At 67.1% G+C, this 26,480-nt stretch carries 25 protein-coding genes; 16 read left to right on the top strand and 9 right to left on the bottom strand.

Annotated elements, in window-relative coordinates; all coding sequences use genetic code 11:
• Positions 1-17: 17 nt before the first annotated feature.
• The gene (locus tag T8S45_RS07670; protein ID WP_322293314.1) at positions 18-3,431 is read left to right on the top strand and encodes an AAA family ATPase; all 3,414 of its coding nucleotides are present in this window, start codon (positions 18-20) and stop codon (positions 3,429-3,431) included.
• Positions 3,432-3,437: 6 nt separating this feature from the next.
• Here the strand turns inward: T8S45_RS07670 and T8S45_RS07675 are convergent, their stop codons facing one another.
• Together T8S45_RS07675 and soxR are read right to left on the bottom strand one after the other, a co-directional pair.
• Positions 3,438-4,916: a S41 family peptidase gene (locus tag T8S45_RS07675; protein ID WP_322293315.1), complete on the bottom strand. Its 1,479-nt coding sequence runs from the start codon at positions 4,914-4,916 to the stop codon at positions 3,438-3,440.
• Positions 4,917-4,991: 75 nt separating this feature from the next.
• Positions 4,992-5,432: a redox-sensitive transcriptional activator SoxR gene (soxR, locus tag T8S45_RS07680; RefSeq protein ID WP_322295202.1), complete on the bottom strand. Its 441-nt coding sequence runs from the start codon at positions 5,430-5,432 to the stop codon at positions 4,992-4,994.
• A 123-nt stretch (positions 5,433-5,555) separates the two neighbouring features.
• Between soxR and T8S45_RS07685 the strand changes: the two genes are divergently transcribed.
• Entirely contained in the window at positions 5,556-5,927 is a 372-nt protein-coding gene (locus T8S45_RS07685) for a VOC family protein (protein ID WP_322293316.1), read from the top strand.
• Between the two features lie 59 nt (positions 5,928-5,986).
• On the opposite strand, the gene T8S45_RS07690 is transcribed toward T8S45_RS07685, so the two are convergent.
• Both T8S45_RS07690 and T8S45_RS07695 read right to left on the bottom strand, forming a co-directional pair.
• Positions 5,987-6,199, bottom strand: a complete 213-nt coding sequence (locus T8S45_RS07690; protein ID WP_188642328.1) for a PspC domain-containing protein — start codon at positions 6,197-6,199, stop codon at positions 5,987-5,989.
• Positions 6,196-6,342: a hypothetical protein gene (locus tag T8S45_RS07695; RefSeq protein ID WP_188642329.1), complete on the bottom strand. Its 147-nt coding sequence runs from the start codon at positions 6,340-6,342 to the stop codon at positions 6,196-6,198. Before T8S45_RS07695 ends, T8S45_RS07690 begins: the two co-directional genes overlap by 4 nt.
• A gap of 221 nt (positions 6,343-6,563) precedes the next feature.
• On the opposite strand from T8S45_RS07695, the gene recF reads away from it, so the two are divergent.
• Positions 6,564-7,646 (top strand): DNA replication/repair protein RecF, encoded by a 1,083-nt coding sequence (gene recF / locus T8S45_RS07700; protein ID WP_322293317.1) that lies wholly within the window; start codon positions 6,564-6,566, stop codon positions 7,644-7,646.
• A 6-nt stretch (positions 7,647-7,652) separates the two neighbouring features.
• Here the strand turns inward: recF and T8S45_RS07705 are convergent, their stop codons facing one another.
• The gene (locus tag T8S45_RS07705) at positions 7,653-8,372 is read right to left on the bottom strand and encodes an arylesterase (protein WP_322293318.1); all 720 of its coding nucleotides are present in this window, start codon (positions 8,370-8,372) and stop codon (positions 7,653-7,655) included.
• A gap of 48 nt (positions 8,373-8,420) precedes the next feature.
• Between T8S45_RS07705 and T8S45_RS07710 the strand changes: the two genes are divergently transcribed.
• Both T8S45_RS07710 and T8S45_RS07715 read left to right on the top strand, forming a co-directional pair.
• Positions 8,421-9,140 carry an ABC transporter ATP-binding protein gene (locus T8S45_RS07710; RefSeq protein WP_322293319.1) on the top strand — a complete coding sequence of 240 codons (720 nt, stop codon included), beginning with the start codon at positions 8,421-8,423 and terminating at the stop codon, positions 9,138-9,140.
• A gap of 99 nt (positions 9,141-9,239) precedes the next feature.
• Complete coding sequence (locus tag T8S45_RS07715) at positions 9,240-11,744, top strand: ABC transporter permease (RefSeq protein WP_322293320.1); 2,505 nt, start codon at positions 9,240-9,242, stop codon at positions 11,742-11,744.
• Here T8S45_RS07715 and T8S45_RS07720 read toward each other — a convergent pair.
• Together T8S45_RS07720 and T8S45_RS07725 are read right to left on the bottom strand one after the other, a co-directional pair.
• A complete protein-coding gene (locus T8S45_RS07720; RefSeq protein ID WP_322293321.1) occupies positions 11,741-13,558 on the bottom strand; it encodes a sensor domain-containing diguanylate cyclase in 1,818 nt (605 codons plus the stop codon). The two genes, T8S45_RS07715 and T8S45_RS07720, sit on opposite strands and share 4 nt — an antisense overlap.
• A gap of 108 nt (positions 13,559-13,666) precedes the next feature.
• Complete coding sequence (locus T8S45_RS07725) at positions 13,667-16,324, bottom strand: TonB-dependent receptor (protein ID WP_322293322.1); 2,658 nt, start codon at positions 16,322-16,324, stop codon at positions 13,667-13,669.
• 260 nt (positions 16,325-16,584) lie between these two features.
• On the opposite strand from T8S45_RS07725, the gene typA reads away from it, so the two are divergent.
• Entirely contained in the window at positions 16,585-18,423 is a 1,839-nt protein-coding gene (typA, locus tag T8S45_RS07730) for a translational GTPase TypA (RefSeq protein ID WP_188642335.1), read from the top strand.
• 113 nt (positions 18,424-18,536) lie between these two features.
• Positions 18,537-19,208 (top strand): hypothetical protein, encoded by a 672-nt coding sequence (locus tag T8S45_RS07735; RefSeq protein ID WP_322293323.1) that lies wholly within the window; start codon positions 18,537-18,539, stop codon positions 19,206-19,208.
• A gap of 12 nt (positions 19,209-19,220) precedes the next feature.
• Here the strand turns inward: T8S45_RS07735 and T8S45_RS07740 are convergent, their stop codons facing one another.
• Positions 19,221-20,174, bottom strand: a complete 954-nt coding sequence (locus tag T8S45_RS07740) for a copper resistance protein B (protein ID WP_322293324.1) — start codon at positions 20,172-20,174, stop codon at positions 19,221-19,223.
• Between the two features lie 8 nt (positions 20,175-20,182).
• Entirely contained in the window at positions 20,183-21,865 is a 1,683-nt protein-coding gene (locus T8S45_RS07745) for a copper resistance system multicopper oxidase (RefSeq protein ID WP_188642337.1), read from the bottom strand.
• 86 nt (positions 21,866-21,951) lie between these two features.
• Here T8S45_RS07745 and T8S45_RS07750 point away from each other — a divergent pair, with 86 nt between their 5' ends.
• The 9 genes from T8S45_RS07750 to T8S45_RS07790 all read left to right on the top strand — a co-directional run bounded on the left by T8S45_RS07750 (position 21,952) and on the right by T8S45_RS07790 (position 26,469).
• Positions 21,952-22,227, top strand: coding sequence for a metal-sensitive transcriptional regulator (locus T8S45_RS07750; protein WP_188642338.1), 276 nt, complete (start codon positions 21,952-21,954; stop codon positions 22,225-22,227).
• 15 nt (positions 22,228-22,242) lie between these two features.
• Positions 22,243-22,731: a YybH family protein gene (locus tag T8S45_RS07755; RefSeq protein WP_229658145.1), complete on the top strand. Its 489-nt coding sequence runs from the start codon at positions 22,243-22,245 to the stop codon at positions 22,729-22,731.
• Between the two features lie 2 nt (positions 22,732-22,733).
• Positions 22,734-23,624, top strand: a complete 891-nt coding sequence (locus tag T8S45_RS07760; protein ID WP_322293325.1) for a DUF2231 domain-containing protein — start codon at positions 22,734-22,736, stop codon at positions 23,622-23,624.
• 13 nt (positions 23,625-23,637) lie between these two features.
• Entirely contained in the window at positions 23,638-24,117 is a 480-nt protein-coding gene (locus T8S45_RS07765; protein ID WP_322293326.1) for a DUF411 domain-containing protein, read from the top strand.
• Between the two features lie 42 nt (positions 24,118-24,159).
• Positions 24,160-24,384: a hypothetical protein gene (locus T8S45_RS07770; RefSeq protein WP_322293327.1), complete on the top strand. Its 225-nt coding sequence runs from the start codon at positions 24,160-24,162 to the stop codon at positions 24,382-24,384.
• 34 nt (positions 24,385-24,418) lie between these two features.
• Positions 24,419-24,859, top strand: a complete 441-nt coding sequence (locus tag T8S45_RS07775) for a hypothetical protein (RefSeq protein WP_188642342.1) — start codon at positions 24,419-24,421, stop codon at positions 24,857-24,859.
• Between the two features lie 106 nt (positions 24,860-24,965).
• Positions 24,966-25,382 carry a potassium channel family protein gene (locus T8S45_RS07780; RefSeq protein ID WP_188642343.1) on the top strand — a complete coding sequence of 139 codons (417 nt, stop codon included), beginning with the start codon at positions 24,966-24,968 and terminating at the stop codon, positions 25,380-25,382.
• A gap of 53 nt (positions 25,383-25,435) precedes the next feature.
• A complete protein-coding gene (locus tag T8S45_RS07785) occupies positions 25,436-25,981 on the top strand; it encodes a DUF305 domain-containing protein (RefSeq protein WP_322295203.1) in 546 nt (181 codons plus the stop codon).
• Positions 25,978-26,469: a DUF6692 family protein gene (locus tag T8S45_RS07790; protein ID WP_322293328.1), complete on the top strand. Its 492-nt coding sequence runs from the start codon at positions 25,978-25,980 to the stop codon at positions 26,467-26,469. Before T8S45_RS07785 ends, T8S45_RS07790 begins: the two co-directional genes overlap by 4 nt.
• The last annotated feature ends 11 nt before the right edge of the window (positions 26,470-26,480 follow it).

Consider the following 26,480-nt stretch of genomic DNA (forward strand, 5'->3'; position numbering starts at 1 on the left):
GTCCGGGCAGCGCGCGGATGGAGTTCAAGCGGCTTAGACTGAGCGGCTTCAAGAGCTTCGTCGAGCCTGCCGAACTGCGGATCGAGCCGGGGCTGACGGGAGTCGTCGGCCCCAATGGCTGCGGCAAGTCCAACCTGCTCGAGGCGATCCGCTGGGTGATGGGCGAAAACTCGCCCAAGTCGCTGCGCTCCGGCGGGATGGAAGACGTGATCTTCGCCGGCACCGAAGCACGGTCCCCGCGCGATTTCGCCGAAGTCCAGCTCTCGATCGCCGACGACGATGGCGACGACCTCGAATTCGTCCGCAGGGTCGAGCGCGGCGCGGGCAGCGCCTATCGCATCAACGGCAAGGACGTCCGCGCGAAAGACGTCGCGCTGACCTTCGCCGATGCGGCCACCGGTGCGCACAGCCCCGCGCTGGTCAGCCAAGGCAAGATCGCGCAGGTGATCGCCGCCAAGCCGACCGAGCGCCGCCAGATGCTCGAAGAGGCGGCGGGCATCTCGGGCCTGCACGTTCGCCGCAAGGATGCCGAGCAGAAGCTGCGCGCGACCGAGACGAACCTTTCGCGGCTCGAAGACATCATGGCCGGTCTCGACAGCCAGATCGCCTCGCTCCGGCGGCAGGCCAAGGCGGCCGAACGCTACACCAAGGTCACCGACCAGATCCGCGTCGCCGAGGCGCGGCTGGTCTATGCCCGCTGGCGCGATGCCGCCGCCGCCGCCGATGCCGCGCGCAAGGAAGCCGAGGCCGCCGAGACGAAGGTGAGCGAAGCGCAGGCGCGCGCCAGGGAAGCCGAGAAGGCGCAAGGCCTCGCCGCCGAGCGCCTCGCCGAGGCGCGCGAGGAACAGGCCGACCGCCGCGACGATGCCAGCGCGCACGGCCACCGGATGGCGGCTTTGTCCGACCAGTTGCAGGCGGCCAAAGAACGGCTCGCCGACCTCGATCGCCAGAAGCGCCGCCTCGAAGAGGATCGCGGCGATGCCGACCGGCTGACCAAAGACGCCGCCGAAGCGCTGTCGCGGCTCGAGAAGGAATTGAAGGACGGCGCAGCCGCGCTCGCCGCCGACGAGGAGCGCCTGCCCGCGCTGCGCACCGAACTCGAAAAGGCCGAGAGCGCCGCGCGCAGCGCCGAACTCGCGCTCGCCAAGGCGACCGCCGACCAGGCCGGGGTCGAGGCCGAATGGCGTGTTGCCGAAGCCGCGCTCGAACAGGCGCAGAACCGGCTCGACCGGCTAGACGGCGAAGCGCGGCGGCTCGCCGAGGCGCGCACCGCGCTGTCGGAGGAAGGCGATCCCGAGGTGCTGCTGCAGGACGCCGCGCAGGCGCGCGCCGCCGCCGAAACGGCGCTGACCGGTGCGCGCGACGCGCTCGAGCAGAAGCGCGCGGCGAAGGAGCAATTGCAGGCCGCGCGCGACGAGGCCTCGTCCGCGCTCTCCTCGGCGCGCGCCGAACTCGCCGGGATCGAGCGCGAATGGCAGGCCCTCAAGCGCGACCGCGAAGCGCGCGAGCGGCAGGCGCAGGGCGCGCTCCCCAAGGCGCTCGACAAGGTCCGCGCCGAAAAGGGCTACGAACGCGCGCTCGCCGCCGCGCTGGGGCGCGACGCCAAGGCGATGCTCGGCAATGCGGACGGCGACGGGCGCTACTGGACCGGGGCGAGCAAGCCCGCACCGGTGGTCGACAGTCTCGCCGCCCATGTCACCGACTGCCCGCCCGAACTCGCTGCCCGCCTCGCGCTCGTGCATGTCGTCGATACGGATGATGGCCGCGCCCTCGAACCGGGCGAATGGCTGGTCACCCGCGACGGCGCGCTGCGGCGCTGGGACGGGTTCGTCGCCCGCGGCGAAGGCGGGGCGGAAGCCGCGCGGCTCGAGGCCGAGAACCGCTTCGCCGAACTCGACGCGCAGCTGCCCGCGCTGCGCAACGCGGTCGAGGCAGCCGATAAGCACCACGACGAGGCGCAGGAGGACCTGCGCACATTGCAGACCGATCTCGTCGCCGCCGAACGCGCGGTCAACGACGCGGTCGAGGACGAACGCGCGGCGCTGCGCGAGGTCGATCGCGCCGAGGCGCTCAAGGCCCGGCTCGCCAGCCGCGCGGAAGAGCTTTCGCGCGCCGAGGGCGAACTCGCCGAGCAACGCAAGCAGGCCGAACTCGATCTCGACCATGCGCGCGGCAAGAAGGCCGAGCTGCCCGACCCCGCAAGCGGGCGTGCCACGCTTTCCGCCGCGCAGGCGAAGCAGGACGCGGCGCGCGCCACCCAGCAATCGGCGCTCACCGCGCTCTCCAGCCACGAACAGTCGCTTGCGGTCGCGCGCGAGCGGGCCGAGCGCCAGAAGGCCGATATCGCCGGCTGGCAGGCGCGCAGCGACGATGCCACGCGGCGCCTCTCGGACATGTCGCGTCGGTTCGAGGAGATCGAGGAAGAGCGCGCGGTGGTCGCCGCCAAGCCCGAGGGGCTGATCAAGGAAATCGAACAGGGCGACGTCGTCCGCGCGCGGCTGACCGTCGAGCTCGAGGCGGCCGAACAGGCCGTCGCCGAGGCGGGCGAGACCGCGCGCGCCGCCGACGAAGAGCTGCGCGAGGTGCAGGAAGCACTCTCGACCGCGCGAGAGGGCCGCGCTGCCGCCTCGACCAGGGCGGAGAGCGAGGATGCACGGCGTAAGGAAATGGCAGGGGTCGCGGGCGAGCGCTTCCAGGTCCCGCCGCCGATGCTGCCCGGAAAGTTCGAATTCGACGAAGACGCAGTCAAGTCGGCGGGCGAGGAAAGCACCGAGATGGACCGGCTGGTCGCCAGCCGCGACCGGCTCGGTCCGGTCAACCTCGTCGCCAAGACCGAGCTTGAGGAGGCCGAGGAAAAGCATGGCGCGAGCATCGCCGAGCAGGAAGAGCTGGGCGAAGCGGTCAACCGGTTGCGCGGCTCGATCGGCAACCTCAATCGCGAGGGCCGCGAGCGGCTGCGCGCCGCCTTCCACGCGGTCGACGCACATTTCCAGCGGCTGTTCGCGCGCCTGTTCGAGGGCGGCGAGGCGCATCTCGCGCTGATCGACAGCGACGATCCATTGGAAGCCGGCCTCGAGATCTACGCCCAACCGCCGGGCAAGCGTCTCCAGTCGCTGACGCTGCTGTCGGGCGGCGAACAGGCGTTGACCGCGATCGCGCTGATCTTCGCGCTGTTCCTCACCAATCCCGCGCCGATCTGCGTGCTCGACGAGGTCGACGCGCCATTGGACGACGCCAATATCGATCGCTTCTGCGACCTGCTCGACGCGATGGTCCGCGAAACCGCGACCCGTTACCTGATCGTCACCCACAATGCGGTAACGATGAGCCGGATGCACCGCCTGTTCGGCGTGACGATGGTCGAAAAGGGCGTCTCGCGCCTCGTCAGCGTCGATCTCGGTGGGGCGGAAGAGCTGCTCGCGGCGGAGTAGGTCCGATCAGCGACGCGCAGCGCGGATTTGCGTCAGCGCCGTTTCGAGCATGAGGTCGCGTTTCTCGCCGATCGGATTGGGAGCGATCGGATATTCCGGCACGACACCGCGCACCTCTTCCGAGCCCGATGGCCGCACCATATAGGCCTTTGGATAGACGATCGAAGCGCCCGAATTCGGCAGGCTGAACCGTTCGACGGCGCCGTAGGTGGTCGGCAGGTCGGCGGTCTCTTCGCCCATGATCGTCGCGATATCGAGATCCTGCATCAGCGCCGCGACCACCGCCGCGTTCGAATAGCTGTGCTTGTCGACCAGCAGCCAGACCCGCCCTTCGAAGGCGTTTTGGTCGATCGGCTCAATCGACGGAAGTTCGATCGCCACCCGTTCGCCCACTTTTGCGGTTGCGATCGCCGAACCGACCTTGCCGCCAAGCGTATCGGAATCGATCTCGCGATCCTGCCAGATGCGTTTTGTATTGGCTCCCGCCCGAATCTCGTAGCGCGATGAGTGACGAAAAGGCTCGTCGACCAGCCTTGCGACGATGAGATCGGAAAAGCTCGCATCGCCGCCCGGATTCCCGCGCAAGTCGATCAGCAGGTCGCGCGCGCCCGAGCGTGCCATACTGGCGAAGGCCTCGTCGACGAAGGAGCTGAAGGCCCCGATCGCATAATCACCTTCGCCATCGCCGCGTTCTTCTTCGGTGGCGAAGAACGGTCCCGGCTGGAGATAGTAGATATCATCGGGCATCTCCCGCGCAATTCGCGTCGAGGCGCGGCGCTCGGGTTTCACAACAGGGCGCGATTCCTGGAGAGCGAGCATTTCACCATAGGTCATGGCCGCGATCTCGCGGCTTCGGGTCGTGCCGTCCGAAACGACATATTCGACGGCGAGAGCATCGACCGGGCCGAACATCTGGTGAAGGTAGACCGGAAGCGCCATCTCCACCTGCGCGCGCAGCAGGCGTGGCGTATCGGCGGCGATCAATTCGCGGGCTCGATCTTCGAACTGTTGCATGGTCATTCCGCCGATCCGCGTGATACGCGATCCCGGCGGCATATCGTCAGTCGTGTCCGCCCACTCCTCGGTCAGTATGGAATCACCGCGATACACGATGGACAGCGGGACTATCGTTCCGCCGGCCTGGACATACGCAATCGTATCGCCGACGGGCGCATCGGTCTTCGAATGGCCAATATTGCCGAAGGCGAGTGCCTCTTGGACCAGCAGGTTGAACTCCGGCTTTGCAATCGGTCCCGAGATCCGCGCGCGAAGTTCCGCGATCTTGGCGTCGTATTCGGCCTCGCTGCGCCGCGCGAACAGGTCGACATGCTCCTGTTGCAGGATGGCGTAGAGCGAGGCGAGGTCGGCCCGCGCTTCCTGCGCGGTGAGACAGTCGCGACACGCGGCTTGTTCCTGCGCGGAGGCTCCTGTCGCGGCAGTCACGAGCAGGAAAAAGCCGGCGATTCGAGCGAATAATCGGGTCATGGCCCGCTGTCTTATCCGCCCCGTCCGGCGGGTCAACTGGGCGGGCGGAGGGACGATCGATGGCGCGGTGGGCGGCTAATCCAGCACGAAGCGCGGGCCTGCCCCCATCGCGGAGGCGCGGTCGTCCTTGTTGTAGAGCGCGCATTTTTCGAGGCTCAGGCAGCCGCAGCCTATGCACTGGTCGAGCTTGTTGCGGGTGCGGTGGAGCAGCTCGATCTTGGCATCGAGCATCGCCCGCATCGACTGGCTGATCTTCTGCCAGTCGCGGAGCGTCGGGGTGCGGCCCTGCGGTAGCTTGGCGAGTTCGCGCTCGATCTCATCGAGATTGAGCCCGAGCTTCTGCGCGATCAGGATGAAGCTCAACCGGCGGATGTCCGAGCGCAGGAAGCGGCGCTGGTTGCCTGGGCTGCGCAGGCTCTCGATCAGGCCCTTCTTCTCGTAGAACCGGATCGCCGACACCGCCAGCCCGGTGCGCCTCGCCAGCGCCCCGATCGGTAGCAGGTCGTTTCGTGTCATCGCCATTTCCGCTTTCCCCCATCGGCAGAACCGCCATTGACCTGAACCTAACTTCAGCTTGCATATAGAGCAAGTCCCTCTCCGGAGGGGCATTGGACCAACCTCGACTGGAGGAGACGAACGATGCCCAAGGGCTTGCTCGAACACGTGAATATCTCGGTAACCGATCCCGACCGCAGCGCCGCGCTGCTCGAAAGACTGTGCGGATGGAAGGAGCGCTGGCGCGGGCCGTCGATGCTGGGCGGGCGCACGATCCATGTCGGCACCGAGCGGCAATATGTCGCGCTCTACACCGGCGACCAGGTGAAGGGGGACTTCGCCAAGGGCGCGCCGCTCAACCACGTCGCGCTCCAAGTCGACGATCTGGCGGCGGCGGAAGGAGTGGTGAAGGAAGCGGGTCTCGAACCCTTCGGGCACGGCGATTACGAGCCGGGCGAGCGCTTCTACTTTTTCGATTGGGACGGGATCGAGTGGGAGGTGGTCAGCTATGAATGAGCCGATCCTGCGCAATTCGATCTTCGGCAGACGTGACGAGGTCGCCCTCGAGGGGCGACCTAGTCTGCGATCAGGCCGATCGCGAGATAGATCAGGAACGGAGCACCGATCCCGAACAGGGCGGCGAGGACCCAGGCCACGCGCACCAGCGTGACGTCCCAGCCGAAGTAATTGGCGATCCCGGAGCACACGCCCATCAGCTTGGCGTCGGCGCGGCCGAGGCGGAACTTGGTCGGTGCCCCGGGATTTTGGCGTCGATCGAGCTGGCTCATGCGAGCTGGCCGATGACGATGGTGTCGGCGGCGATGGCGCTGTCGGTGGGGACGGCGACGGTGCCGGTGATCAGGACCAGGGAAAGCGCGAGCGCCGAGAAGGCGGCGGCGACCTGGTTGCGAAGCGAAGAAAGCGTATTCATTTCAAGGGTCCTTTTGGTGGGCCGAGACCCCATTGTCTGGCCACGCCGAATACTCTGCAGGAGGTGTGCCAAACTCAAAAACTCGCAGTTTTCTGCGGTTTTCTGACCGGGTGCACGATTCTTTACAGGAAGTGAATGCCACGTTGTGGGATATTTTCCCAATTCTTGGTTTCGTGAATTTCGCGTGACCTTTGCCTGCCCCCTCCCCTAGGAATTCCTCCATGGCCCTCGCCTCGCTCACCCTGTCCGATTTCCGCAACCATGCGCACAGCGAATTCGCCGATGCGCGGCGATTCAACCTGCTGCTCGGCGAAAACGGCGCGGGCAAGACCAATGCGCTCGAAGCGATCTCGCTGCTCTCTCCCGGGCGCGGCATGCGCCGCGCGGCGCTGGGCGAGATGGCGCGCGATGGCGGTACGGGCGGACTCGCGGTTGGCGCGGACCTGCGGGTCGGCGACGACATCGTGCGGCTCGGCACGCGGATCGATCCCGCGCGCCCCGGCAGGCGCACCGCGCGCATCAACGGCGCCGACGCCCCGCTCGCGCGGCTCGGCGAATGGCTCGGCGTGCTGTGGCTGACCCCGGCGATGGATCGGCTCTTCACCGAAAGCCCGGGCGGCAGGCGCCGCTTCCTCGACCGGCTGGTGCTCGCGCTCGAGCCCGGTCACGCGCACCATGCCACGCGCTACGAGACTGCGCTGCGCGAGCGCAACCGGTTGCTCGCCGACGATGCCTTGCCCGACCCGGTGTGGATGGCGGGGATCGAGGCGCAGCTCGCCGAGCACGGCGCGGCAATGAATTTCTCGCGTGCGGCGCTGGTCGGTCGCCTCTCGCGCGCGCTCGCACAACTGCCCGAGGAGCCGTTCGCGCGGCCCGATATCGCGCTCGACCAGGGCGGGTCGGACGATGCCGACGCGCTGCGCGAGGCGCTGGCCGCGCATCGCCCGCGCGATCGCGCCGCCGGGCGCACGCTGATCGGCCCGCACCGCGCCGACCTCCTCGTCCACATGGCAGGCAAGGACCGCCCTGCCGGCGATTGCTCGACCGGCGAACAGAAGGCGATGCTGATCGCGCTGGTGCTCGCGCATGCCGGGCTGATGCCGAAGGATCGCCCGCTGGTCCTGTTGCTCGACGAGGTCGCCGCGCATCTCGATCCCGAGCGGCGCGCGGCGCTGTTCGATCGGTTGCGGGATGGCCAGGCGCAGGTCTGGCTGACTGGGACCGAAGCCGCCCCCTTCGCCGAGATCCAAGCCGAAGCCGCGCGGTGGGATGTCAGCGCAGGCTCGGTCGAAAGGCGCAGATGAACCGGGTTATTCGGCGGTCGCGGTCGCTTGCTCGGGAATGGCGGCCACAACCTCGTCAGCCGTATCCTCGACCAGCGTCCCGATCGCCGTAGCGGTCGGGTGGATGCGGTCGGACTGGAAATTGCCCGGGTCGCGGTAGATCGATTCGAGGAAGAACGGCACCAGCGGCACGTCGAACTGGTCGGCGAGTTCGCGATAGATCGCGTCGTACTGGCTGACGAATTCCTCGCCCAGATTGGGCGGCGCGCGCATCCCGAACAGGATCGCGGGCACGTCCTTCTCGCGCGCGATCTCGAGCATGCGGCGCAGGTTCGACCGGGTCTGTTCGGGCGGTATCGAGCGCAGCAAGTCGTTGCCCCCCAGCTCGATGATCACGAGGTCGGGCTTGTGCGGCTGCCCGTCGATCGTGAAGGCGAGCCGATCGCGACCCGCCTGCGTGGTGTCGCCCGAAACGCCGGCATTGGCGATATTGGCGTTGATCCCGCGCGCGCGCAGCGCCGCCTCGAGCTGCGCCGGGTAGCTCTGCCCGGCCTCGACCCCGTAGCCCGCGAACAGGCTGTCGCCGAAGGCGAGGATATGGACCGCTTCGCCCTGCGGGTCGGCGGCGGCTTCGGGCCCGACCGGGGTCGCCTGCGCAGCCTCGGCGGGCGCGGGCGCTTCGTCCTCGGTCGAACCGCAGGCGGCCAGCAGCGCCAAGGCGCTCGTCGATGCGATGATGCGTTTCATTGTGAAACCTCCTTGCGGGTTCGCTCCTAGCTATGCCATCGCGTCCGGGTGACAAGTCTTTCCTCGACGAACGCCCCATCCGCGCGGACCGATCTGGCGATCGACGCGCGCGATATCCGCCTCACCCTCGGCGATGCCGCCCGGCCGGTCGAGATCCTCAAGGGGATCGACCTTGCGGTGCGCGAAGGCGAGACACTCGCCCTGCTCGGCCCTTCCGGCTCGGGCAAGAGCTCGCTGATGGCGGTGCTCTCGGGGCTCGAACGCGCCTCGGGCGGAAGCATCGAGGTCGCCGGCGAACAATTCGCCACGCTCGACGAGGATGCGCTGGCGACCGCGCGGCGCGGCAAGATCGGGATCGTGCTCCAGGCCTTCCACCTGCTGCCGACCATGACCGCGCGCGAGAATGTCGCCACGCCGATGGAACTGGCGGGGATGGACGGCGCGCGCGCCCGCGCCGCGAGCGAACTCGAGGCGGTCGGGCTCGGCCACCGGCTCGACCATTACCCGACCCAGCTGTCGGGCGGCGAGCAGCAGCGCGTCGCGATCGCCCGCGCGATCGCCCCGCGACCGACGCTGATCTTCGCCGACGAGCCGACCGGCAATCTCGACGCCGCGACCGGCGAGCAGATCATCGAGGTGCTGTTCGACCGCCGCCGCGAGACCGGCGCCACGCTGGTGATCATCACGCATGACCCCGCGCTGGCCGAACGATGCGACAGGATCGTGACGCTCGCCGACGGCAGGATCGAGAGCGATAGTGCACAATAGCCTCTATTCGTCATTCCCGCGCAGGCGGGAATCCATGGAGAGCGGCAGGACGGGTGTCGATCCGCTCTGGATCCCCGCCTGCGCGGGGATGACGAGATAATGGGCTGGTCCACCGCCTGGCGCATCGCCAAGCGCGATCTCAATGCGCGCTTTCGCGGGTTGCGGCTCCTGCTCGTCTGCCTGTTCCTCGGCGTCGGGGCGCTGTCGGCGATCTATTCGCTGACCGGCGCGATCGAGGGCGAGCTCGAAACGCGCGGGCGCGAAATCCTCGGTGGCGATCTGCAGGCCGAGGTTTGGCAGCGCGGGCCCACTGAAGAGGAACTCGCCGCGTTCGAAGCGCTGGGCGAGGTTTCGATCGGGCTCCGCATGCAGGCCAGCGCGCGCAATGGCGATCTCGTCTCCCCGATCGAGTTGAAATCGGTCGACGAGGCCTATCCGCTGGTCGGCGTCCTCACGCTCGAGGACGGTCGCGACGTCGGCGCACCCGCGATGGACGAGGCCTGGGTCAGCCGTGGCGCGGCCGACCGGCTCGACCTTGCCCCGGGCGACACCTTCTCGATCGGCGGGCGCGAGGCGCGCGTCGGCGGGATTATCGCGAACGAGCCCGACCGATTGAGCGAGGGCTTCTCGCTCGGCCCGCCCGTGCTGGTGCGCACCGGCTTTCCCGAGGCCGCGGGGCTCGCCGCGCCGGGATCGTTCTACCAGTCGAAGACCCGCATCGCCTTCGACGGCCCGCGTGATCTCGACGCGACGGTCGAGGATCTCGAAACCCGCTTCCCCACAGCGGGCTTCGATTTCGACACTTCCGAGCGCGCCTCGCCCGGGGCCGAACGCTTCGTCTCGCGGATGGGCCAATTCCTCGTCCTCGTCGGCCTTGCCGCGCTGGTGATCGCCGGGATCGGGATCGGCGGCGGGGTCGCCTCCTATCTCGAGGCCCGCCGCCAATCGATCGCGACGTTGAAGGTGCTCGGTGCGACCAGCCGCGACATCGCGCGCATCTACCTCTTGCAGATCGTCGCAGCGGCGCTGGTCGGGAGCCTCGCCGGGCTGGTCGCCGGGCTTGCGCTGACACCGATGCTCGGGGCCGCGCTCGAGGACCTGCTGCCGGTCGCCGCCGGGGTGACGCTCGATCCGCGCGCGCTGCTGGTCGCGCCAGCTTTCGGCCTGCTGGTCGCGCTGGTGTTCGCCGCGCCCCCGCTGGCCAAGGCACGCAGCTTCCCCGCCATGGCGCTGATGCGCGCCCGCGCCGCCCCGCTCGCGCGCGATCGCGCCGCCTGGCTGCCGGTGACGCTCGGCCTCGCCGCGATCGTCGTGCTCGTGCTCCTGACTTCGCAGCAGCGCATGCTGAGCATGTTCTTCCTTGGCGGGGCCGCCGCAATGCTCGCCGCGCTGGCGTTGCTCGGCTGGGCGATCCGCCGGCTCGCCGCGCGCGCGCCGCGGCCCGGTGCGCCGCTGCTGCGGATCGCACTCGCCAATCTCCACCGCCCCGGCGCGCAGACCGGCGCGCTGGTCACCGCGCTCGGCTTCGGCCTCTCGGCCTTCGTCCTGCTCGCCGCGATCCAGACAAGCATCGCGGGCAATATCGCGCTGAGCGTGCCCGCACGCGCGCCCGACTATTTCGTGCTCGACGTGCCGCGCGACGACGAACCCGCCTTCCGCGCGCTGATCGAGGAGACCGCGCCCGGCTCCGACGTGCGCACCGTGCCCGCACTGCGCGGGCGGATCCTCGCCTACGGTCCCGAAGACGCGCAGGTGGTGGTCGACGAGCTCGAGGAACTGCCCGAGGGCGCGTGGCCGCTGCGCGGCGAACGCGGGCTGACCTACGCCGATGAGGTGCCGGAGGGCAATTCGCTGGTCGAGGGCGAGTGGTGGGGGCCGAATTGGGCGGGCGAACCGCTGGTCTCGGTCGACGCAGAACTCGGCGAGGTGCTCGACCTCGACATCGGCGACACCATCACGATCGGCGTGCTCGGGGTCAAACGCACCGCGCGGATCGCCAGCTTCCGGCGGATCGACTGGGAGGCGCTCGGCTTCAATTACGTGCTCGTGTTCTCGCCCAATGCGCTGGAGGATGCGCCGCACAACCTCGCCGCGACGATCGAGACCCCCGGCGGGCCGCCGCCCGAACTGCTGCAGGCGCTGGTGCGAGAATTTCCCTCGAGCTCGCCGATCGAGGTCGGCGGATTGCTGTGCCAGGCGCGCGACCTACTGAGCCAGGTCGGCGCCGCGATCCTCGCCGCCGCCTCGGTCGCGGTGCTGGCCGGGCTCGCGGTTCTGACGGGCGCGATCGCCGCGGCGCGCGCGAGCCGGCTCTACGACAACGTGATCCTGCGCGTGCTCGGCGCGAGCCGGCGCCAGCTGCTGGTGCTGCAATTGCTCGAATACGGCCTGCTCGCGCTGGTGCTGTCGGGGGTCGCGCTCGCGATCGGGAGCGGGCTTGCATGGCTGGTGGTGGTCAAACTGTTCGAGTTCGACTGGCTGCCCGACTGGCCGACGGTGCTCGCGGTGCTCGGCGGCGGGGTCGCGACGGTGCTGGTGGTGGCGCTGGGCGGCTCGCTGCCGTTACTCAGGGCCAAGCCCGCGCGCGCGCTCCGGACGCTCTAGGCCGCGTCGGCCCGGGCCACGGTGAGCCGGTTCCGCCCGTCGGCCTTCGACTGGTAGAGCGCGGCGTCGGCGGCTTGCAGGAAGAAGCTTTCGTCGGCCCCCGCCTGGTGCATCGCCACACCGAGGCTGACGGTCAACCTGTCGAGGCCGAGTTCGGGATCGCCCGACAGCTCGTGGACCGCATGGCGCAACCGCTCGGCGACCTTGGCGGCGAGTTCCGCATCCGCACCAGGCAGGATGACGAGGAACTCCTCGCCCCCCAACCGTCCAAACAGGTCCTGGTCGCGCAGGCACGAGCGCCCTGCCCCGGCGATCTTCTGCAGCACGAGATCGCCCACGCCGTGCCCGTGCGTATCGTTGATCGCCTTGAAGTGATCGACGTCGAGCATGATGATCGCGAGATCGCGACCGGTCTCGTCCGCGGCCTCCATCTCGCGCGCGAGCATGGTCAGCAGCTTGCGCCGGTTGGCCACGCCGGTGAGCTGGTCGGTCTCGGACAGCAGCAGCGCCTTGCGCACGTCCTGTTCCGCCTGCACCCATGCCTGCTCGAGCTTGCCCATCGCCTCGACATGGTTGGTGATGTCCTTGAAGACGCCGAACAGGGCGTCCGAACGATCCATTTCCGACCGCTCGACATAGCCCGACGAATGGACGAACCGCAGCTCGCCGCTCGGGCGCCGGATCCGGATCTTGTAGTCGAACGGCTTGCCGCTGATGATCGCCTCGCGGAACGCCGCGCGCACGATTTCCACGTGCTCGGCATCGATTGCACCGCTGTTCAGGTCCTGCGGCTCGTCGTGGTCCGGGTCGAGCCCGAAGATCCGGTACATCTCGTCGGACCATTCGATTTCACCGCTCTCCACGTCGTAGCGCCAGTGCCCGACATTGGCGAAGGCCTCCGCGGTCTCGAGCAGCGTGTTGCGCCGGGCCAGTTCCTGCGCCTGGCGCCGCGATTTCTCGAGCAGCGTCGATAGCGGCAATGCCGAAGCGAACACCGTCAAAAGGTAGAGTTGCAGCATGTAGATGCTGATGATCGGGTCGTCAGTGAAGCCGGTCGGCAAGCGGTCGAGCGCCGCCGCTGTCGAACCGCCGATGGTGACCAGCATCAGCATCCCGAGCGCCCCGGTCACCCCGAGCAGGTAGGTCGCGAACACCGTCACCGTGAGCGGCAGGAACAGCAGCGCAAAGCGGGTCTGAAAGAATGCGACCGCGATCGAGGCCGCGCCGGCGAGCAGGATCACGATCGCCTTGAGCCACATGTCGCGGGACAGGAGGCGGCGGTGCCGTCCCTGATAGAGGATCACGAGGGTGGGGGCCACGATCAGCTGGCCGAGCAGGACGGTGCTGAACCACGAGCCGGCAAATTCGAGCGGGGATTCGATCGCGGGCAGGGTCGCGGCGATCATCGCGCCCGAACCCGAAGCGATCACCGCGCCGAAGAAGAACCGGGCGACCCAGACCGGGTCGTCGAACCGGCCCCAGGCGCGGTTGCCGTCGAGGCTGATCCGGGAGGCGATCATGCCCCCGGCGAGGTTGCCGGCGGTAAACCCCGTCGCCAACAGCCACGACTGGTTGAAGACCAGGTTCACCACCATGCTGGCGATACCGACGAGCAGGAGGAGCGCGATCCGCGCGTTGCCCTTGAGCAGCATCAGCCCCGCCAGCAACACGCCGCTCGACGGCCAGATCACGGCGATTCCATCGGCGGTGCGTGTGGTGACGAGCGCCAGCACCGCGAGCAGGCCGTAGCCGAGCGCGAAGGCAAGCGGAGCCCACCACGCTGTGATCCCGGCGTTGTCGACCCTGTCTGACATCGTATCCCTATGCCGAGTGGCGGTTAACAACGACTTGAGAACGCACGCCGCGCCAATACGAGAAAGGGGGCACAGGGCCCCCTTTCCGTATCATCGAGTGCGGTCGGTTCAGAAGCGGAACCGCGCGGTGGCACCATAGGTGCGCGGGGCGTTGGGATAGCCCGAGACGGTCCGCGACTGCGCCACGCCCGGGAAGATCGTCGTCAGGTAACGATCATTGGTCAGGTTGCGCGCCCAGGCCGACAGTTCGAACCCGTTATCCATCGCGAAGGTCAGCGAGGCGTTGACCTGGTTGACCTCGCGGGTGAACTGGGTCGCCGCCGCGCGCGCCGAGGCGAACGGGTCGGCCGCGGTCGGATCGGCGAAATCGGGCAGGCCGTCGAGGATCTGCGTGTCGCTTTCGTGATAGTAGTCGACGCGCGGGATCAGGCGATTGCCCGAGCTGCCGAGATCGATCGTGTACATCGCCGAGGCCGCGAACGTCAGCTCGGGAATGCCGGCCGGGGTGCTGCCCGACAGGTCGCCCACTGCCGATCCGGTGAACTCGTCGTAGTTCGCATCGAGCACGGTGGTCGCCATCGTCAGCACGAGGTTGTCGGTCGGCGTGAGGGTCATGTCGAACTCGATGCCCTTGGTCGACTGGACGCCCGCATTGGCCAGCGCGAAGCCGGTGCCGGTGAAGGCGAAGGACTGGAACCCTTCGATCGTCTGGTCGAACAGCGCGAGGTTGAACGAGATGCCCGGATACACGCCCTTGAGGCCGATTTCGTAGACTTCGGCGTTCTCGGGGCCGGCGAAGCGCGAACCGGTGGTGAGGTTCGGCACGGCGAGACCGGCATTGAAGATCGGTGAGTCGGGTGCGGCGATGAGGCTGCGGCCCGGGCCCGGGGTGAAGTCGGCGGCCGACGGGCGGCTGTCGCGCGACAGGTTCACCGACGAGGCTTTGAAGCCGGTCGCGTAGGTGATGTAGCCGTTGAGCCCCTCATAGAGGTCGGCCGACAGTCGCAGCGTGTAGCTGAAATCGTCGTCCGCCGTCTGGCCCGGCTCGACCGAGTTGGGCAGGTTGAGGAAGGGCGGCTGGAACTGCAGCGCGGTCAGGCCGAGCAGCGGGTTGATCGCCGGATTGGTGGCCGCGGCGATCAGCGCCGCCCGGTTGGCGGCGGGCAGCGACCGGAAGGCCGTGGGCGAATTGATCGCGCCACCCGTGGCACCGATGATGAAGGCGTCGACCACGTTGATCTGCGCCAGCGGATCGTAGCTCGCCTGCGACAGCGTGAAGTTCTTCTTGTCGTCGGTGTAGTTGAAACCGGCGGTCAGCGTCACGCCATCGAACACCTCGTAATCGAACGTGCCGAAGATCGAGTAGGCTTCGTTGTCGAGCGCGAAGAATTCATCGGTCAGCGGACCGGGCGCGAAGATCGAGTTCTGCGGCAGGCCGAGTGCGAACTCGACGCCCGAAAGCGTCCCGGGGACGCCCCCGCCCGCGAGCAGGTCGAAGAACGGGCGCGACTGCGTGCCCGTCGTCAGGCCCGAGACCTGGCGGATTTTCTCGTCGAACAGGAAGCCGCCGAGCAGGACCGAAAGCGGCCCGAATTCGCCGGTCAGGCGAAGCTCGGAAGTGAAGGTGTCGACCGACTGGTCGCGCAGCTCGTTGACCACGTCGACGCTGGTGAAATCGACGTCCTGCTCGTTGCGCGAACGCAGTTCGCGATAGGCGGTGATCGAGGTCACCGAGAACGGTCCGAACTCGGTGTCGAGCTGCAGCGAGACGCCGTAATTCTCGACTTCGTTCTCGGGCAGCCGGTTGAGGAAGGTGCGGTCGTCGTAGATGCTGTCGGGACCGGTATTGGTCGCCCCGCCGAGCGCGAAGAGCAGCGGCGTGGTCGGACCGGCCTGGACGGTGCCGACATAGCAGCACAGTTCGTCGATCTTGCCGTAATCGGCGATCAGGCGTGCGCTGGAGACCGCGTCGGGCTCCCACAGCAGCTGGCCGCGGACGCTGTAGCGATCGCGATCGTTGATGTTCTCGCCGAGCCCGACCGCTTCGACGTAGCCGTCGCGGGTGTTGTACGAACCGTCGATCGCGAAGGCGACCGTGTCGGTGATCGGGCCGGTCACATCGCCCTTGACGATGAACTGGTCGTAATTGCCGTAGGTCGCCGAAACCGAGCCGCCGAACTCGAACTGCGGCGCCTGGGTCACGACCGAGATCACGCCGGCGCTGGCGTTCTTGCCGAACAGCGTCGACTGCGGTCCACGCAGCACTTCGATGCGGCTGACGTTGGCGAGGTCGGAGATCTGGCCCGCCGAGCGCGAGCGATAGACGCCGTCGATGAAGACGCCGACCGAAGGCTCGATGCCGAAATTGTTCGCGCCGTTGCCGAAGCCGCGGATGATGAAGGTGGTATTGGCCGAACTCTGGAGCTGGCTGACCCGCAGCGACGGAGTAACCGTCTGGAGGTCGATCAGGTCACGGATTTCGGCGCGCTCGAGCGTTTCGGCGGTCGTCACGCTGACCGAGATGGGCGTGTCCTGAAGCGTCTGCTCGCGCTTGGACGCGGTAATGACGATGCGATTGCCGGTCGCGACATCCTGTTGCGCGCCGAACTCGTCACCGTCGGCGGGCTGCGCCATTTCGAGATCGTCCTCGTCGGATGCCTGGTCGACATCCTGCGCGAAGGCGGCGGAAGGCAGCGCCACGCTTGCCGCACCGGCAAGCAGGGCAAAACGAAGGCCGGCACCACGGCCGTTGAAACGGGTATTCATACGACGATATTCTCCCAAATCGCGCGGCCGGTTTTCGGGCCTGCGCATTTCCCATGTCACAACGGTTAATCGATCGATTAGGATTGGACAATCGCGTTAACGCGGATTTGCCCCGCTCCGTCCCCAAGCGCGTCTATACTGTTGCATCTGCGCCACAAGTCCCCATCTTGCAGGCGACGCGCCCTTAGGCTAGTGGCGCGCCCGATTGTGCGGCGCACAATGAGATGCCGCCGCCCACAACTCGCAACACGGATATTTTCATGACCACTTCGCTCCGCAACGTGGCGATCATCGCGCACGTCGACCACGGCAAGACCACGCTGGTCGACCAGCTTTTTCGCCAGTCCGGCACCTTCCGCGACAACCAGCGCGTGGAAGAGCGCGCGATGGACTCGAACGACCTCGAGAAGGAACGCGGGATCACCATCCTCGCCAAGCCGACCTCGATCGAATGGGCCCCGCCCTCGGGCGGCGAGAATATCCGCATCAACATCGTCGACACCCCCGGCCATGCCGATTTCGGCGCCGAGGTCGAACGCATCCTGTCGATGGTCGACGGCGTGATCCTGCTGGTCGACGCCGCCGAAGGCCCGATGCCGCAGACCAAGTTCGTCACCGGCAAGGCGCTCGGCCTCGGCCTGCGCCCGATCGTCGTGGTCAACAAGATCGACCGCCCCGACGGTCGCCCGCAGGAAGTGCTCGACGAGGTGTTCGACCTGTTCGTCAATCTCGACGCCGACGACGACCAGCTCGATTTTCCGGTGCTCTATGCCTCGGGCCGCGCCGGCTATGCGGGCATGGACGACAGCGTGCGCGACGGCGACCTGCTGCCGCTGTTCGAGACCATCGTCTCGCACATCCCCGAACCCGATCTCGATCCCGATGGCGAATTCGCGATGCTCGCGACGCTGCTCGATCGCGATCCGTTCCTCGGCCGCATCCTGACCGGCCGGATCGAGAGCGGTCGGCTCGAGGTCGGCATGCCGATCCGCGCATTGAACCTGAAGGGCGAAGTGATCGAAGCGGGCCGCGCCACCAAGGTATTCGCCTATGAAGGCCTCGATCGCGTCCCCGTGCTCCATGCCAAGGCGGGCGACATCGTCGCGATCGCGGGCCTGACAGATGCGACCGTGGCCGACACGATCGCCTCGCCGGAAGTCACCGTGCCGCTCCACGCGCAGGAAATCGACCCGCCGACGCTGAGCATGACCTTCGCGGTCAACGACAGCCCCTATGCGGGCCGTGAGGGCGACAAGGTGCAGAGCCGCGTGATCCGCGAACGATTGGAGCGCGAGGCCGAGACCAATGTCGCGATCCGCATCACCGAAAGCGCCGAGAAGGACGCCTTCGAAGTCGCCGGCCGCGGCGAGCTCCAGCTCGGCGTGCTGATCGAGAACATGCGCCGCGAAGGCTTCGAGCTGTCGATCAGCCGCCCGCGCGTGCTGTTCCAGGAAGAGAACGGCCAGCGGATGGAGCCCTACGAGACGGTCGTGGTCGACGTCGACGACGAGCACTCGGGCACGGTCGTCGAGAAGATGGCGCAGCGCAAGGCCGAGATGACCGACATGCGTCCCTCGGGCGGCGGCAAGACCCGCCTGACCTTCAGCGCCCCCTCGCGCGGCCTGATCGGCTATCACGGCGAATTCCTGTCCGACACGCGCGGCACCGGGATCATGAACCGGCTGTTCGAGAAATACGGCCCCTACAAGGGCAAGATCGAGGGCCGCCAGAACGGCGTGCTGATCTCGATGGAACAGGGCGAAGCGGTGGGCTACGCATTGAACGCGCTCGAAGATCGCGGCGTGCTGTTCGTGAGCCCGGGCGAAAAGCTCTATCAGGGCATGGTGATCGGCGAGAACGCCAAGCCGCAGGATCTCGAGGTGAACCCGCTGAAGTCCAAGCAGCTCACCAACTTCCGTTCGACCGGCAAGGACGACGCGATCAAGCTGACCCCGCCGCGCAAGATGACGCTCGAACAGGCGATCGCCTACATCCAGGACGACGAACTGGTCGAGGTCACCCCGCAGAGCGTCCGCCTCCGCAAGCGCTATCTCGATCCGCACGAGCGCAAGAAGATGTCGCGCAAGGAAGCCGCCTGACGCGCGGCAACTGCTTGTTCCGCTGACTGAAACCGTAAGGGCCGCGATCTTGCTATCGCGGCCCTTCGTGTTTTATCGCTGCCCCGGGGTCGCGACCGAGGGGAGGATGTCGGATGTCGGAACTGCTTGCGCTTGTCGTCATTGCGATCGTCGCAATCTGGCTCTTTCGTAGGGTCACGGCAGGATCGTCATCGCGCAACGCCGCTCCCCCTCGGTCGAGCTTCGAGATCGAGCGGGACGAAGCGATCGAGCGGCTGTTCGAGGGGATGCAGCCGCTGGTGCGACATGCCGAAGCGCTCAATCGCCGCCTGCGCGACCTGCTCGAGCGCGATCTGCAGGGCAATATCCCCGACCTGAAGCGCGAAAAGCTCGAAGCCGAGCTGGGGCGGATTTTCGATGACGAGCTGGCCCAGCCCAATTCGATGCACCTGTGGTTGCGACGGATCGGGGAGTCGGGCCCCGTATTCGAATTCTCCGACACGGCGAGCCGCAGCTTCCACGACCGCTTCATGGGCCCGGTCGATCACGACGATACCGAGAAGTGGGAAAAGACCGTCGCCTATGCGGTGCTGCGCTGGGACATACAGGGGGATTACTACACCGGCATGGCGCTGCTCGACCTCGATGCCGCCAAGACCCTGCTCGATCGCCTGATGTGGCTGCACGTCGAACAGATGCCCTTCGGCTACACGCCCGAAATGCTCGGGGTCGAACCGGGATCGGTGCAGGACCTGATCGCGGAGAACCAAGCCTACCCGCAGGTCGGACCCTACTTCAAACGCTGAACTACCGGCGAGCTAGAACCACGCCCGCACGCCCAGCACCGCGACGAACCCGCCGGTGCCCTCGCCCTCGGCGCGCGCGATATCGGCGGTGCGGCCGATCTTGCGCTCCCAGCCGACCCCGACATAGGGCGCGAATTCACGAGCGATTTCGTAGCGCAGGCGAGCGCCCGCCTCGATCTTGGTGATCCCGCTGCCGAGATCGAATTCGGGGATATCCTGCGCGGAGAATTCCATCTCGACGCGCGGCTGGAGGATCAGGCGTTGGGTGATCTTCTGGTCGAGCTCGGCCTCGACCAGCGCGGTGAGGTCGCCCTCGGTCGAGAGGAAGGCCGCGGCGTCGACATGGAACATGTAGGGCATGAGGCCCTGAACGCCGAGCGCGAGATGCGCGCGTTCGACCGGCGCGATCGTGTAGCGCACGCCTGCCTGGAAATCGAACCACGGCCCGATCGCGCGGCTCCACAGTGCCTGCACGTCGGCGTCCTCGAGCGCTTCGCCGATTTCGCCCTCACCCTCGGACTTGAGCCACAGCTTGTCTATATCGCCGCCGTACCAGGCCTGCGCGTCCCACAGATAGGCATCGTGCGCGCCGCCGCGATATTCGAGCCGTTCGACCATCACCATGCCGGTGGTCATGTTGCCGTTCTCTTCGGCCAGCTGCGCCCGCGCCGAGGCCATCGCGGCCTCGCCGTAGATTTCGTCGGCGGCGTGGCGCGGCCCTTCTAGCGCGGCGGGCGGCGGGGTCTCGTCGAGCGGGATCACGGTGTCGGCCTCGCCGACGGTCAGCTGCCCGTCGGGGCCGAACTGGAGGCCCGGAAGGATCGGCGCCTGGGTGGGAGCCGGTGCCGGCTGTTCGGCCTTTTCCTTCTCCTGCTCCTCCTGCTTGCCGTGCTGCGAATGGTCCTGCGCCAACGCACTCGCGGGCAACAGTGCAGCACCGGCGACCAGCGTCGCGGCAAGTTTCATCGCGCGGTTCATGCCGGGAACGGCCGCACGGTCACGACCTGCATCATGCCGGCGTGCATGTGGTAGAGCAGGTGGCAGTGGAAGGCCCAGTCGCCGGGCTCGTTGGCGGTCAGGTCGAAGGTTGCCTTGCCGCCCGGCTGGACGACCATCGTGTGCTTCAAGGGCTGGTCGGTCGCGCCCGCGCCGTTGACCAGTTCGAAGAAATGGCCGTGGAGGTGGATCGGGTGCGCCATCATCGTGTCGTTGACCAGCGTCACGCGCACCCGCTCGTCATAGGCGAAGCGGATCGGATCGTCGGTCACCGCCGTGAAGCGCTTGCCGTCAAACGACCACATGTAGCGTTCCATGTTGCCCGTGAGGTGGATTTCCATCCGCCGCGTCGGCTTGCGGCGCGGGTTCGGCTTCTTCGCGCGCAGGTCGGTGTAGCGCAATACGCGGTGATCCACCTTGTCGAGGCCGAGACCCGGGAAGTCCATCCGGTCGACCGGCATCGGCGAGACCATGTCGACGCCCGCGGGCTCGGCATCGGGCGGCAGCTTGGACATGTCGCGCATCGAATGGTCCATGCCCTCCATCTCGTCCATTCCCGCCATGCCCATATCGGCCATGGTCAACGTGACCGGTTCGCGCAACGGCGGCACGAGGCCCTTGCGGCCCGGCGTATCGGTTAGCGTCGCGACGCCCATGCCCGAGCGATCCATCGCCTCGGCGACGATCGTGTGCGCGCCGGCCTTCGGCTCGACCACCACGTCGTAGGTCTCGGCCGTCGCGATCTGGAATTCGTCGACCGCGACGTCGCGCACGTCCTGCCCGTCGACCTGGATCACCTTCATCTCGACGCCCGGGATGCGGACATTGAAGAAGGTCATCGCAGAACCGTTGATGAAGCGCAGCCGCACGCGCTCGCCCGGCTTGAACAAGTATTCGAGATCGTCCGCCGGGCCGTGGCCGTTCATCAGGAAGGTGTAGGTGGATCCGGTGACGTCCGAGATGTCGCGCGGGTTCATCCGCATCTTCGCCCATTCGCGCCGCATTTCGCCCGACATCTCGCCATTGGTGGCGGTCTGCATCTGGCGGTTGAAATAGTGTTCGCCGACCTTCAGTTTCCGCATCACCTCGTGCGGGTGGAGCGGGGTGAACTCGCTTAGCAGCACGACGTAGTCGCGATCGTATTGCGCATCTGACCCGTCGGCCGCCTCGATCACCAGCGGGCCGTAATGCCCGGCCTGTTCCTGCAGCCCCGAATGGCTGTGCCACCAGTATGTCCCGCTCTGGCGGATCGGGAATTCGTAGGTGAAGGTCTCGCCCGGCCTGATTCCCGGGAAGCTGACCCCCGGCACGCCGTCGAACTGGAAAGGCACCAGCAGGCCGTGCCAGTGGATCGAGCTGTCCTCGTCGAGATTGTTGGTGACGTGCAGCCGGACGTCCTGCCCTTCGCGCAAGCGCACGAGCGGCCCCGGCACCGATCCGTTGATCGCCACCGCATGGCCACTGCGTCCTCCGGTCGAGAAATGCGCGCGGTCGATGGTCAGGTTTATGTCCTCGCCCGACAGTTCGGGCGGCCCCTTGACGGCATGGCGCAGCGACCCGCCGCGCGCCCAGGCGGGCACGGTCAGCGCGGAGGCCGCGGCGAGCGCGACGGAGCCGGACAGGAACGAGCGGCGGGGAATCGAAAGGCGCGAAATGGTCATGGGGGAAGAGGACCGGTCGACAAGGGGTAACGTTGACTTGATGGGTTCCTTCTATATACCCCCCAAGGGTATTTCAAGAGCGAACCATGGCCGAGCATCCCCAACGAAAAACGCTTCATCGACTCTCGCGGATCGAGGGACAAGTGCGCGGGATCGCGCGCATGATCGAGGACGACCGCTATTGCATCGAAATCCTGCACCAACTGCAGGCGGTCAAATCCGCGCTCGCCAAGGCCGAGAGCGAGATTCTGAAGAACCACGCCGCGCATTGCGTCGCCGAGGCGATCGCGACCGGCGACACTGAGGACCAGCAGGCCAAGTTCGGCGAACTCGTCGACCTGTTCGAGCGCGTCCGGAAATAACACGAGGGAGAGAGCATGAACCATCGAGCACTGAGGATGCTGGCCGCGGCAGGCATGCTGTCGCTTGCACTGCCCAGCCTGGCGACCACCGCATCGGCGCAGGAAGCCGAACAGGGCGCGGACGAAGCCACTGCGGCGGGCGCCCTGATCGCCTATCGCGACGCGCTGGTCGCGCTCGATGCCGACGCCGCGAGCGCGCTGTTCGTCGAGGATTCGAGCGTGTTCGAGAACGGCAAGGCCGAGGGCAGCTGGGCCAATTATCTCGAGCACCATCTCGGGCCCGAGCTAGGTCATTTCGAGGCGTTCGAATTCCCGCGATACGAGGTCGAAATCCGCGAGATGGGGGATCTGGCCTATGGCGAGGAACGCTATTCCTACCGCATCACCCTCGAAGACGGCCGCGTGATCGAGCGCGACGGGGTGGCGACCAGCCTGTTGCGCCGTGAAGGCGACACGTGGAAGATCGTCAGCCACCACAGCTCCAGCCGGGCACCGAGGAACTGACCATGCGATTGATTGCCCTGGCCGCGGCCGTCTTGCTGTTCGCGATCGCGACACCGCTCGCCGCGCACGGCCCCGAGAGCCACGAGGAAGAGAAAACCGCCCAAGTCTCGCCGCCGACCGGGTCCCAGGCCCCAATCGATGCCGTTGGCGACAGCTCCGCCCGAGCGGCGCAGGCCGATGTCGGAGCGCGGCAGGAACCGCAGGTGACCGTCGCATCAGTGCTCGAAAACCTGCACCCGGCGACCGTCCATTTTCCGATCGGCCTGCTGTTCGCCGCCGCGCTGGTCGAACTGCTCGCCTGGCGCCGCCGTTCGCAGCGCCTCGCCCAGGCCGCCACCGTGATGGTCGGCGCAGGCGCGATCGGATCGGTGATCGCGGCGCTATTCGGCTGGATCCATACCGGGCTGTGGTTCGGCGGCGACGGTCTGGTCCAGTGGCACCGCTGGCTCGGCACCAATCTCGCCGCGCTCGCGCTGCTGGCCTGGTGGGTCAGCCGCTATCCCGATTATCGCAAGGCCTTCCGCGTCCTGCTTTTTGCGTCGGCCACACTGATCATGGTCCAGGGCTATCTCGGCGCAGAGCTTTCTCACGGGCCGAACCATCTCCTTGGCGCTCACCACGAAGCCTCTCCGCAGGAGAACGAGGCGATCTCTCCGGCACCGCAAGCCGCAGGCGTCGAGGCCTCTGGAGAAACCCGCCCTGCCGTCGATCCCGAGGGTGCGGAATCGCCCGGAGACACGGCCGAGCCATCGCCGGCTCCCTCACCTCGCCAGACCGAGGCTGATGCGACGAGGTCGAGCCCGGCACCCGCGCCCTCGCCCACTCCGCCTCCTGCCGCAGAACAGGCGGATCCGCATGCGGGTCACGACATGGATGCCCCACCCACCGACTAAAGGAACCCCCAAGATGCGCCTGAAACCCCGTCTCTCGCCGGTTCACCTCCGCCGCTCGCTCGGACTTTTTGCGGCCTATGCCCTCGTCGCCTGTGCCGGCGTCGCGCAGGCGGCGAGTTTCACGATGTTTCGCGATCCCGGCTGCGGCTGCTGTCTCGCCTGGGCACAGCATGTCGAAGGCGACGAAGCGCACGAAGTCGAGCGCGTCGATCATCCCGACATGGGGGCGATCAAGACCAAGCACGGCGTCCCCGACGACCTGTGGTCCTGTCACACGTTGCTCGCCGACGGCTACGTGATCGAGGGCCATGTGCCCCGCGCCGATATCGAGCGCCTGCTGCGCGAACGCCCCGAGGGTGTGACGGGTCTGGCGGTCGCCGGAATGCCGCTCGGCTCCCCCGGCATGGAAGCGGGCGACCGGCGCCAGCCCTACCAGGTCATCGCCTTCGGCCCTGCCGGACGCAGCGTATGGGCGAGCTATCCCGCCAAATAGTGATCAACCCGGTCGATCCGGCCCGAAGAAGGAAATGCATCGATGAAGACCATGTTTGCAGCAATGAGCGCGGCGGCCCTGCTGGCCTCCCCGGCCATGGCAGCCGAAATGAAATGCGACATGCCGTGCTGCGAAAAGGACGCGGACGGCGAGATGGCGTGCTGCGAAAAGATGAAGAAGGCGGGCGAGGACGGCGGCGACGAGCCGCACCAGCATCCCGAAAACGGCGAACCCGCTCCGGAAACCCCCGCGACCGGGGAGGAATGACCGCATCCCGCCAAGCTTCCGCCCGTTGAATTGAATGTCGCGTCCCGAGGTCAGGATCGCGCTGTTCGGCTTTCTCGCCGCCTTCCTGTGGGAGATGTGGCAGATGCCGTTCTACGCGACGGCGGGCCTCACCATCGCGGAAGCCGTGCGCGGGTGTTCGCTGGGCTCACTCGGTGATTCGGGGCTAATGGTCCTGGCCTATTCGGTCGGGTCTATCGCCACCGGCAACCGTCACTGGGTCCGGCAATGGACACCGGCGGCGCTCGCTGCCTATCTCGGGACCGGCCTGCTCGCCACCATCGTCGTCGAAATGATCGTCGAGGGACGGGCATGGGGCTGGCACTACGCCCCGCTCATGCCGCGCGAGCCGCTGACCGGTGTCGGCCTGGTCCCGATCGCGATGTGGATCGTCGTCCCGCTCTTCACGCTGTGGCTGTCTCGGAACATTCCTCCCCGAAAAAGCTTGAATCGATAAACTAGACCCATCGGACAGCGGAGGAAGCATTGGCTGCGCCAAACAGCCGCCCGCGGGTTTGCCGCAGGGCGATCGTCCAAATCGACAGGCGCGACGGGATCGCGCGGTGACAACTGCGCTGATCATCGGGGTGATCCTGTTCGTGCTGTCGCTCTACCTGCATCTGACGATGCTGCGCGGCGCGAAAAGGATATCGCCGCCCGAAGGCGATCCGCACCATCTGCGGCTGATCGGCGGATCGGTGCTGGTGCTCATCAGCCACCTGCTGATCGCAGGGATTTTCGCGGGCGGCTTCGGCCTTGCCGAAAGCCTCGGGCTCGGCGGGTTCGAGAAGGAGCCGACCGATGGCTGGATGGACTACTACTACTTCGCGCTGATCACGGTTTCGACCGTCGGGCTGGGGGACATCTATCCCACCGGGCACCTGCGCGCGATCACCGGCATCGCGGCGATCACCGGCTTCCTGATGATCAGCTGTACCGCGCAATACGTCTACAAGACCATGAGCCAACAGGAGGATTAGGAATGGCAGACGGACACTCCGGCCACGGAGGCAATTACTGGCGCTTCATGGCGATGGTGGCGACCTCCACCGTCATCATGTTCTTCCTGATGTACGCCAACACCTTCGACGCCGATCACGTCTTCTGGAGCGAAACGCGCTTCTGGATGACCTTCGTGATGGGCGGGATGATGATGATCGTCATGCTGCTTTTCATGTGGGGCATGTACAAGGACCGGAAGAAGAATTTCATCATCCTCGCGGTGGGCGCGGTGGTGATGGCGCTGGCGCTGTGGCTGGTCCGCAGCCAGGCGACGATCGACGACAGGGAATACATGTCGGCGATGATCCCGCACCACTCGATCGCGATCATGACCAGCGAGCGCGCCAGCATCAAGGATCCTCGCGTGCGCAAGCTGGCGCACGACATCATCCTCGCCCAGCGGCGCGAGATCGCGCAGATGAAATACCTGATCGCCGATATCGAGGCCAACGGGGTGCGTAGCGAGGAGCGCCTGCCCGAGGGGTTCGAGGCCCCGCGTTCAACACCGACACCGGCGCCGACCGCAACGCCCGCCCCCGCCGTTCCGATCGCCACGACCGAAGGAGCAGCGCAATGAAACCCGCAGCACTCCCAGCCGTCGCGCTCGCCCTGACCTTGGGCGCCTGCAACCAGAACACTGCGATCGGCAACGACCGCGAAGCCGATCTCTACCCGCCGCCCGAGGCCGCGGCGATCGAGCCCGCCGCGAGCGCGCTGCAGAACGTCGCAACCGCGATCGTGAAGCCCGAGACGATGAGCGAGGCCGATATCGCCGCGATCGGCGGCACGCAGGGCCGCTGCGTCTACCGGCTGACCGAGATCGGCTACCCGGTGTTCGTCTACGAGCCGGGCGGAGAGGGCTTCATCAAGCTCAACGGCAAGCTGATCCCGCTCTCGGCGAGCGGCGCAAACCGCTATGCCAGCGGCGACCTCGTGGTTGCCACGCGCGATCTCGACACCACAGGCAATGCCGGATTGCGCGGGCAGGAGATCATCGTGGTGCCGCCGGGCGCGAAGGACGAGCTCGGCTATCACGGCTTCGTCGGCTGCCCGCGGACCGCGTGAGGCTGCGCCCC

The organism is Pseudoblastomonas marina (assembly GCF_034374265.1).
In the GTDB taxonomy this organism is placed as follows: domain Bacteria; phylum Pseudomonadota; class Alphaproteobacteria; order Sphingomonadales; family Sphingomonadaceae; genus Alteriqipengyuania_A; species Alteriqipengyuania_A marina.

Excerpts from the sequence above, each read along its gene's own strand:
- T8S45_RS07725 (WP_322293322.1), bottom strand. The coding sequence starts at position 16,324 with ATGAATACCCGTTTCAACGGCCGTGGTGCCGGCCTTCGTTTTGCCCTG.
- recF (WP_322293317.1), top strand. The coding sequence starts at position 6,564 with ATGGCCCTCGCCTCGCTCACCCTGTCCGATTTCCGCAACCATGCGCAC.
- T8S45_RS07670 (WP_322293314.1), top strand. The coding sequence starts at position 18 with ATGGAGTTCAAGCGGCTTAGACTGAGCGGCTTCAAGAGCTTCGTCGAG.
- soxR (WP_322295202.1), bottom strand. The coding sequence starts at position 5,432 with ATGACACGAAACGACCTGCTACCGATCGGGGCGCTGGCGAGGCGCACC.
- T8S45_RS07675 (WP_322293315.1), bottom strand. The coding sequence starts at position 4,916 with ATGACCCGATTATTCGCTCGAATCGCCGGCTTTTTCCTGCTCGTGACT.
- T8S45_RS07690 (WP_188642328.1), bottom strand. The coding sequence starts at position 6,199 with ATGAGCCAGCTCGATCGACGCCAAAATCCCGGGGCACCGACCAAGTTC.
- T8S45_RS07740 (WP_322293324.1), bottom strand. The coding sequence starts at position 20,174 with ATGAAACTTGCCGCGACGCTGGTCGCCGGTGCTGCACTGTTGCCCGCG.
- T8S45_RS07755 (WP_229658145.1), top strand. The coding sequence starts at position 22,243 with ATGAACCATCGAGCACTGAGGATGCTGGCCGCGGCAGGCATGCTGTCG.
- T8S45_RS07745 (WP_188642337.1), bottom strand. The coding sequence starts at position 21,865 with ATGACCATTTCGCGCCTTTCGATTCCCCGCCGCTCGTTCCTGTCCGGC.
- T8S45_RS07775 (WP_188642342.1), top strand. The coding sequence starts at position 24,419 with ATGTCGCGTCCCGAGGTCAGGATCGCGCTGTTCGGCTTTCTCGCCGCC.
- T8S45_RS07785 (WP_322295203.1), top strand. The coding sequence starts at position 25,436 with ATGGTGGCGACCTCCACCGTCATCATGTTCTTCCTGATGTACGCCAAC.
- T8S45_RS07760 (WP_322293325.1), top strand. The coding sequence starts at position 22,734 with ATGCGATTGATTGCCCTGGCCGCGGCCGTCTTGCTGTTCGCGATCGCG.
- T8S45_RS07685 (WP_322293316.1), top strand. The coding sequence starts at position 5,556 with ATGCCCAAGGGCTTGCTCGAACACGTGAATATCTCGGTAACCGATCCC.
- T8S45_RS07790 (WP_322293328.1), top strand. The coding sequence starts at position 25,978 with ATGAAACCCGCAGCACTCCCAGCCGTCGCGCTCGCCCTGACCTTGGGC.
- T8S45_RS07750 (WP_188642338.1), top strand. The coding sequence starts at position 21,952 with ATGGCCGAGCATCCCCAACGAAAAACGCTTCATCGACTCTCGCGGATC.
- typA (WP_188642335.1), top strand. The coding sequence starts at position 16,585 with ATGACCACTTCGCTCCGCAACGTGGCGATCATCGCGCACGTCGACCAC.
- T8S45_RS07695 (WP_188642329.1), bottom strand. The coding sequence starts at position 6,342 with ATGAATACGCTTTCTTCGCTTCGCAACCAGGTCGCCGCCGCCTTCTCG.
- T8S45_RS07765 (WP_322293326.1), top strand. The coding sequence starts at position 23,638 with ATGCGCCTGAAACCCCGTCTCTCGCCGGTTCACCTCCGCCGCTCGCTC.
- T8S45_RS07715 (WP_322293320.1), top strand. The coding sequence starts at position 9,240 with ATGGGCTGGTCCACCGCCTGGCGCATCGCCAAGCGCGATCTCAATGCG.
- T8S45_RS07770 (WP_322293327.1), top strand. The coding sequence starts at position 24,160 with ATGAAGACCATGTTTGCAGCAATGAGCGCGGCGGCCCTGCTGGCCTCC.
- T8S45_RS07720 (WP_322293321.1), bottom strand. The coding sequence starts at position 13,558 with ATGTCAGACAGGGTCGACAACGCCGGGATCACAGCGTGGTGGGCTCCG.
- T8S45_RS07705 (WP_322293318.1), bottom strand. The coding sequence starts at position 8,372 with ATGAAACGCATCATCGCATCGACGAGCGCCTTGGCGCTGCTGGCCGCC.
- T8S45_RS07735 (WP_322293323.1), top strand. The coding sequence starts at position 18,537 with ATGTCGGAACTGCTTGCGCTTGTCGTCATTGCGATCGTCGCAATCTGG.